General features: G+C 35.6%; 8 protein-coding genes. 7 read left to right on the top strand and 1 reads right to left on the bottom strand.

Annotated features, from left to right (window positions below; genetic code table 11):
• Positions 1-393: 393 nt before the first annotated feature.
• Both H5084_RS19015 and H5084_RS19010 read left to right on the top strand, forming a co-directional pair.
• Positions 394-585, top strand: a complete 192-nt coding sequence (locus tag H5084_RS19015) for a CsbD family protein (RefSeq protein WP_028870287.1) — start codon at positions 394-396, stop codon at positions 583-585.
• 381 nt (positions 586-966) lie between these two features.
• Positions 967-1,551 (top strand): YqaA family protein, encoded by a 585-nt coding sequence (locus tag H5084_RS19010; RefSeq protein WP_182692205.1) that lies wholly within the window; start codon positions 967-969, stop codon positions 1,549-1,551.
• Between the two features lie 201 nt (positions 1,552-1,752).
• Here H5084_RS19010 and H5084_RS19005 read toward each other — a convergent pair whose 3' ends face one another.
• Positions 1,753-1,929, bottom strand: coding sequence for a DUF6435 family protein (locus H5084_RS19005; RefSeq protein ID WP_156916164.1), 177 nt, complete (start codon positions 1,927-1,929; stop codon positions 1,753-1,755).
• Positions 1,930-2,047: 118 nt separating this feature from the next.
• Between H5084_RS19005 and H5084_RS19000 the strand changes: the two genes are divergently transcribed.
• From H5084_RS19000 to H5084_RS18980, 5 genes are all read left to right on the top strand, one after another.
• Positions 2,048-2,407 (top strand): MerR family transcriptional regulator, encoded by a 360-nt coding sequence (locus H5084_RS19000; RefSeq protein ID WP_182692204.1) that lies wholly within the window; start codon positions 2,048-2,050, stop codon positions 2,405-2,407.
• 305 nt (positions 2,408-2,712) lie between these two features.
• Positions 2,713-3,099: a carboxymuconolactone decarboxylase family protein gene (locus H5084_RS18995; protein WP_182692203.1), complete on the top strand. Its 387-nt coding sequence runs from the start codon at positions 2,713-2,715 to the stop codon at positions 3,097-3,099.
• A gap of 247 nt (positions 3,100-3,346) precedes the next feature.
• A complete protein-coding gene (locus H5084_RS18990; RefSeq protein ID WP_182692202.1) occupies positions 3,347-3,796 on the top strand; it encodes a GyrI-like domain-containing protein in 450 nt (149 codons plus the stop codon).
• Positions 3,797-3,929: 133 nt separating this feature from the next.
• Complete coding sequence (locus H5084_RS18985) at positions 3,930-4,445, top strand: hypothetical protein (RefSeq protein WP_028868117.1); 516 nt, start codon at positions 3,930-3,932, stop codon at positions 4,443-4,445.
• Between the two features lie 371 nt (positions 4,446-4,816).
• On the top strand, positions 4,817-5,529 hold a 713-nt coding region (locus H5084_RS18980), incomplete at its 3' end, for a transketolase family protein (protein WP_310735775.1).

Genomic DNA, 5,529 nt, shown 5'->3' with positions numbered 1-5,529 from the left:
AAACGTAAATGCTCAGGGCTAAGCTATTTATGCTTAGTTCAAGGCGAAAAAGCGCAGTTTAGTGGTTTAAATGAGCATTTTTCAACGAAGAAATAGGCTTAAATAGCGACGGCCTGAGTAGTTACCTATTTTCATTGTGAACCATGCAAAATTGACAAGCAGGACTGTAATTATTACAAAGAAGCCACAGGCTTATCACTTACCCTTTGTGTTTTCACTTAATAATCAGTGGTTTATGTTTTGGCATAAAACTTGGTTGTAGTTAATTGAGTTCCATGAAAGGGTTCATAACATCAATGATTCTAATTACGATGTTATTTTAAATTATCTTTTTAATGACTCTTTTATTAGACCAAGTTTAATAAACCTTATAATAAAGCAAGGAGTTACTTAATGAACAACGATATTATCGAAGGTAAGTGGAAACAAGTTTCAGGTACACTTAAAGCAAATTGGGGTAAATTGACTGACGATGATTTACAAGAAATTGACGGTAACCTAGAAAAGTTTCAAGGTAAAATGCAAGAGAAGTATGGAATGGCTGAAGATGAAGCCAAAAAAGAGTTTGAAAAATCATACTATTAAGCCGTTCGACATAGGACAAATAGCGTACGAAAATTTTACATACATCGATGCATAAGTTTAGTTCTGTATAATTTTGTATAGGTGTTTAGAGGTACGGTTTTGTCCAAGTTATAGGGGGGAGCACCTGATTGCTACCCCCTTAATAGAGCCTCCATACTAGTACGCTGAATAAAATGAAGCCATTAACCCTATTTAAAAAGCTTTCGGTTCATTCAATATTATTTTATTGGTAATAAATAGCATTTATGTAGGCTGATGTTGATACTAAATAACTTACTCAATCAGTTAATTTAGTCATGATCAATTTAGTCATCATTAATTTAACTATCAGCTAACTGAAATACCAACTAACCGAGCTCCCAACCACTTTAGAGATCCACTATGCCAATCAAAAAAAAGATAAAACAAAAAACACGTAAGTTTATTGATTCAAAGCATATGTTGAGTGGTATTACGATTGCATCATTTTTGGAATCAACCATTGTGCCGATCCCTTTAGAAGCGGTATTAGTACCGTTAATGCAGGCTCGACGTGAAAAGCTTTGGCTTATTGCATTAATGGCAACCTTAGGCTGTATTGTGGGTGCTTTATTGGGTTATGCACTGGGGTATTATCTATTTGATGTGGTTGGTGATTGGATCATTGAAACATTTTCAAACCCAACACAGTTTGAAAATGTTAGACAAAGCATGGAAAATAAAGGGTTTTGGTTTGTTATTACGTTAGGTATTATTCCAATTCCATTCCAAATCGCAATGCTTGCTGCGGGTGCAACTAAATACTCACTTACTTTATTTTTAATTGCCTCTGCAATTGCACGCTCTATTCGTTACTTTGGTTTAGCGGTGGTTGTATATTATGCTGGGAACCATGCTGAACGCATTATTAATAAACATAAAAAGAGGGCGATGATTACTCTAACTCTTCTAATACTAGGGGCGTGGGGATTAAGTATAGTATTATAAGCCCGTTTAATATTAAGTCATTGTCACTGACTACGACTCTAAAGCAATGACTCTAAAACAATCGATAGCATAATCATCAATGCCATCACAATCTAGTTATTAGGCACTGTCATAGGCTCTATTACATTTTATTAAATCAACTCTCAAATACAAAGATAAATTTATAGAGTTACCATTACTTACAAGGCAATCAATATTCTTCTATTTGTTCGCGTTTTCTAAGACTATTAACTGCTTTTCAATTTCTTGTGCTTCAAAACTTAATTGTGAGTAAGTTCTTATATCGCCATTACGCTGTGCGTGCATTGCTTCCTCTAATTTTGCAGACAGTTGTTGGTTGAGTTTTTTAATTGGATCTTTTTTAAAAATTGAAAACATGACTTACTCCTTGAGGTTGTTTCCAGTTATACGTTTTGATTACTAATTTGGTTTACTTTGTTAGTGTATATTTTAATTCTTAGGACTTATTACTTGAATTCAAGATTAGGAGAAATGCATGAATATTAAAAAATTTTCAGAGGCAACCAAGCTCACTGCTTATACCGTTAGATATTATGAAAAAATGGGGTTGTTAAAAAACATTTCTCGTAATAGCAGTGGCCACCGTTGGTTTACAGAGAAAGATATAGTTTGGATTGCGTTTATAAAGCGATTAAAAGATACGGGGATGCCACTGGAAGAAATTTTGCAGTATGCAGAATTAAGAGAGCAGGGTAATTCGACATCAGAACAAAGAATGCAAATGTTACAGGAGCACGCCCTTAAACTTGAAGCAAATATTACTGAACAGCAGTTAAACCTGGAGAAGTTGCAACAAAAAATCATCTATTATAGCGAGGTCATCAAACGGCAATGAATATAATCCATAAACAATTGGTATTCGCTATTATTTCAATTACCTTCCTTAATATAGTTTCCTTAAGCCATTAAAATAATAATGCTACATCTTAATTCATTGATATTAAGTTTTTTACGAGGTCATTGTCGATAGTGGAAATTCCATAAACTCATATTAATCAATCTACGTTTTGCCCATTGGCTCATTTTCTCAACTTTTCCCCCTTTTTTAACACTTGACTTAGAGTTAACTCTAAGTTGTAGAGTAGTTAACGAAATCCGATTGTTATTGAAAACCGGTTTATTAATAAATAAGGGAAGAAAATGAATAATAAACGTTATCAAGATGGCCTTATAAAATTACAAGAAATTGATGGAGAGGCAGGGCAAAAAGTGATTGATAGTTTGGCAACTATTTCTCCCGACCTAGCAAAGTATACTATTGAATTTGCTTTTGGTGATATCTACTCTAGAGCAGGGCTTGATCTAAAAAGTAGAGAATTAGCAACGGTAGCCGCATTAACTGCCATGGGGAGCTGCTTGCCACAATTAAATGTGCATATTAATGGTGCACTGAATGTCGGTTGTACACCGCAGGAAGTGACAGAAGTAATTATACAAATGGCTGTTTATGCAGGTTTTCCTGCTGCACTCAATGCGATGCAGGTAGCAAAAGAAGTCTTTATTGAGCGTGCCATTATCAAGTATTAATATTAAGAAATATAAATACTTGTACATCATAGGTTTTCCTATGATGTACAAGAAAGCATAACTTTTTACCAAATACACTTCAAAGATCAACTCCTCAGAAAAATAACAACGATAACGTCTATAAATTTTAATCCCTATTCTTGATTGTGATATAACTAACTTCAGCTCACTATGAGCAACACTATTTAGTACTGCTGCTTCTGTGCTCTGCTTGGTTAAACACTCTAATTTTCTACAAGGATTTGTTATGACAATACGTAAAGTTTCAGAAAAAATACTACATGGCTTAAGTATCAGGACTGATAATGAAACTGAAATGAGCACTGATAAGGGCAAAATAGGCGCTTTGTGGCAACAGTTTGATAAGACTGTTGATGTTGATTATAAAAGTGGAGAAAGAGTTTACGGGGTATATTTTGATTATGAATCAGATGCTAGCGGTCAGTTTAATGTATTAGTTGGTTTTGATGGTAAAAATAGGCCTGTATCTGTACCTTTACAAAAAGTGGTGATCCCCGCTGGTCAATATCTGGTTTTTAAACACAAAGGAGAAATGCCACAAATTGCCATTGATGGGTGGACTGAAGTTTGGGATTATTTTGCGGATGAAAATGCACCACAGCAACGTGCTTATTCAACTGATTTTGAGTTTTATCCAAATGGTAATGAAATTGAAATACATATTGCGATAAAGTAGCACGTTTTTGAGTGATGAATGTTATGTGGTCACTTTCTTTTATTTTTTAGTTAGGGCTTTTATTGCTGGTATTTTCCCTAGTCATTCCTCATTGTAGAGGGATCCGAACTGTTCCAATTAGATAGGTTTATTAATGCAACGCTTTGAATATTGTAATGCTAAAGAGTGCGCTCAAGAGATGTTGGAACTTGGGCAAGTCAACATGAAAATGTGGTACTTGTTCCAATGGTTAACTGAGCATGACCAATTGCGTCATGGTACTCAAGCTGAATTACTCAAGTTGTATGTTGATGAACAGCTGGTGGCTTATAGCCTACTAGAAAACTATGAGGCTTGTATCGATAAAACCACTTTACATCATGGGGAGTTATATCAAGACTTAGGCGTGATACATTTTGTGACTATGCCTGCCCACCGTAAAAAAGGGTTTGCTAGTTTATTAGCCGGCATCATGTACGCAGATGTTATTAAACCTTTGTTAGCTCGTCATACTGATGTGCATGCTTATATTACAGCAACAGGGCGCGCAGTCCCCTTAATGGAGCGAACCGATATTGCGCCAGTTAATATGGTAAAAGAGTTTTATTCTGAGGTCACATTCGAAGAAAAAGTCGTTAAGTACTTACGTTTACAATCGACAAACCGTTAGTTGCTTAAAGACCGTTTGGAATGAATCATTAACCTGTTCACTTCGCTATTTATTTTTTAAGCATGCAGGTTAATCTTCTAATAAGTACGCTAAGCGCTTCTCTTCATATTATATTTTTAAGTTATCTATTTGCCAAAGCTAATTACTTTCTAAACCTGTTATTTTATAAATACGTTTTTTAAGCATATTGAGTTAACTTAATCAGGTTTAATCGTATTAAAACTCTTAATGTAACCACATATTTTGTGTATAGAGCTATTGTTCAACATTTTTTGGCCATTCTGTCGATCTAGTTCTCACTTTCTTATCTGTTTACTAAATACACTGATTTTAGTTTTTAAATATGAGTCATTAATTTTCAGGAGTTATTTATGCCATCGAGTTCTGCCACTCAGCTTTCTCGTCAAGAGTTAGCTAACGCAATACGCGCCCTTAGTATGGACGCTGTCCAAAAAGCCAATTCAGGTCACCCAGGCGCACCAATGGGAATGGCTGATATTGCGCAAGTTTTATGGACGGATTTTTTAAAGCATAATCCGACTAATCCAAACTGGGCTGATCGCGACCGCTTTATTCTATCTAACGGCCACGGTTCAATGCTTATCTATTCTCTACTGCATTTAACAGGTTATGATTTATCAATTGAAGATCTTAAAAACTTCCGTCAATTACATTCAAAAACACCGGGTCACCCAGAATATGGTTACGCACCAGGTGTGGAAACAACAACAGGGCCATTAGGCCAAGGTATTACTAATGCTATCGGTATGGCAATTGCTGAACGTTCTTTAGCGGCTTCTTTTAACAAAGAAGGTCACGACATTGTTGACCACCATACTTACACTTTCCTAGGCGATGGTTGTTTAATGGAAGGTATTTCGCATGAAGCTTGTTCTTTAGCGGGTACATTAGGTCTAGGTAAACTGATTGCTTTCTGGGATGACAACGGTATCTCAATCGATGGTGATGTAGAAGGTTGGTTCACAGACGATACACCTAAGCGTTTTGAAGCTTACGGATGGCAAGTCATTTCTGTTGATGGGCATAACCCTGAAGAAATCAAAGCCGCTATTATCTCTGCAAA

It is taken from the genome of Psychromonas sp. SR45-3, assembly GCF_014163575.1.
Taxonomy (GTDB): Bacteria; Pseudomonadota; Gammaproteobacteria; order Enterobacterales; family Psychromonadaceae; genus Psychromonas; species Psychromonas arctica.
This window is presented reverse-complemented; position numbering and strand designations above follow the sequence as displayed.

Excerpts from the sequence above, each read along its gene's own strand:
- H5084_RS19000 (WP_182692204.1), top strand. The coding sequence starts at position 2,048 with ATGAATATTAAAAAATTTTCAGAGGCAACCAAGCTCACTGCTTATACC.
- H5084_RS18985 (WP_028868117.1), top strand. The coding sequence starts at position 3,930 with ATGCAACGCTTTGAATATTGTAATGCTAAAGAGTGCGCTCAAGAGATG.
- H5084_RS19005 (WP_156916164.1), bottom strand. The coding sequence starts at position 1,929 with ATGTTTTCAATTTTTAAAAAAGATCCAATTAAAAAACTCAACCAACAA.
- H5084_RS18990 (WP_182692202.1), top strand. The coding sequence starts at position 3,347 with ATGACAATACGTAAAGTTTCAGAAAAAATACTACATGGCTTAAGTATC.
- H5084_RS19015 (WP_028870287.1), top strand. The coding sequence starts at position 394 with ATGAACAACGATATTATCGAAGGTAAGTGGAAACAAGTTTCAGGTACA.
- H5084_RS19010 (WP_182692205.1), top strand. The coding sequence starts at position 967 with ATGCCAATCAAAAAAAAGATAAAACAAAAAACACGTAAGTTTATTGAT.
- H5084_RS18995 (WP_182692203.1), top strand. The coding sequence starts at position 2,713 with ATGAATAATAAACGTTATCAAGATGGCCTTATAAAATTACAAGAAATT.